The organism is Peptoniphilus indolicus ATCC 29427, assembly GCF_000227315.1.
In the GTDB taxonomy this organism is placed as follows: Bacteria; Bacillota; Clostridia; order Tissierellales; family Peptoniphilaceae; genus Peptoniphilus; species Peptoniphilus indolicus.
This window is the reverse complement of sequence record NZ_JH165108.1, coordinates 1-1,387: the sequence shown is the minus strand read 5'-3', so window position 1 is coordinate 1,387 and position 1,387 is coordinate 1. Positions and strand designations below refer to the sequence as shown.

The window sequence follows — 1,387 nt, the reverse complement described above, 5'->3', positions numbered from 1 at the left end:
ATATATATATATATATATAAATGTTTTGTGAAAACAAAATTATATTGTATTTTGAAAATGGAGGTAGAAATGGAAAATCAAAGTAATCTAAGGAAGAAACTAGAAACTAAAAAGAAACCCAAATATGCAATGCGTAAACTAAGTGTTGGATTTGTGTCATGTATGTTAGGATTTGCTATTCTTTTTGGAGATGTTGCAACGGCAAGTGCAAATGGAGTGGGGAGTTTGTTGCTTGCTTCAAGTGGTATAGTAGAGTCACAAATAGATGATAAATTTACTCCGCCAACTCAAGTTGATGAAAGTAAAATTCCTGTAGTTTATTTCGTTAAAAATACTGAAAAAGGTATTGAAAAGGGAAAAGTTAAAGCGAATACAAGGGTTGAAGTAAGTGAGCTTAAGGAAGATAAAGCGCCAAGTAAAAAAGTGCTTAGAGTGCATCAAGGTGGATTTTGGGATAATGGAAAAAATAGTGAATCGGCATATGAACTTACACAAAAGGTATATAGTAATACAAACTATAAATTAGAATTTTCATATTTTGATGCAAAAAATGGGACTATAGGGATTAAGGGTGTTAGCGAAGTAAATGGTTCTGAGTTTAAAACTGGAAAGAGTGAAGGATATGAATTAGGGAAAACAAGTTCATATATTCCGAAAACTTATAATATCTTAACAAAAAATGATAAGAAAGTATATCAAGGGGATGAAGCAGCTGAAAATGCAATTTTTTATGCATATTTCAACAAAGGAACACCTAAGAAAGGGAATGATTTAGATATACGTGTAGTATATGCAAGATTGGTTCCTGCTACACCGGATTTGAAAATAAAACAAAGTATTATTCAAGTACCTCTAGGAAATAATAAGAATAAACAAGCTAGTTATATTTTAAAGGATATAGAAACTACTACTCTTAAAGATCTTCTTAATAGTGATAAACCTGGAGAAGGAATCGTAGTGGATGCGAACAACAACGAAAATCCTGTACCAGCTACTTTAGGAGATGTTGTTAAAGATAATCAAATTACAAAAGCCGGAGATTCTTTTGAAGTAAGTTTAACGGCAGAAAAATGGGGACAAAAATTAAAAGATGGTAAAATTCAAGTAGTGTTCTATGATGAAGAAAGTTATGACAAAGCTGCACATGAACCTAAAGATATAGTAGCGGAACCAGAAACAAAATTAGTAGAAGGAACAGGAAAATCAGGGGATATTATTGTTGTAAAAGATAAAAATCAAACTGAAATAGGTCGTGGAATAGTCAGTTCAGATGGAAAATTCTCAGTTGCTGTAAATAGAGAATTGAAAGAACAAGAAGTTCTTGAATTAAAAGCTGTGACAGGGAAAAGTGAAAGTAGTACTGTTGAAGCAACTGTAAAACCAGTAA

General features: G+C 31.8%; 1 protein-coding gene. It reads left to right on the top strand.

The annotated features are described in order from the left end of the window. Positions 1-69: 69 nt before the first annotated feature. Positions 70-1,387 (top strand): Ig-like domain-containing protein (locus HMPREF9129_RS10150; RefSeq protein ID WP_040553245.1); only part of this gene is annotated, 1,318 nt, incomplete at its 3' end.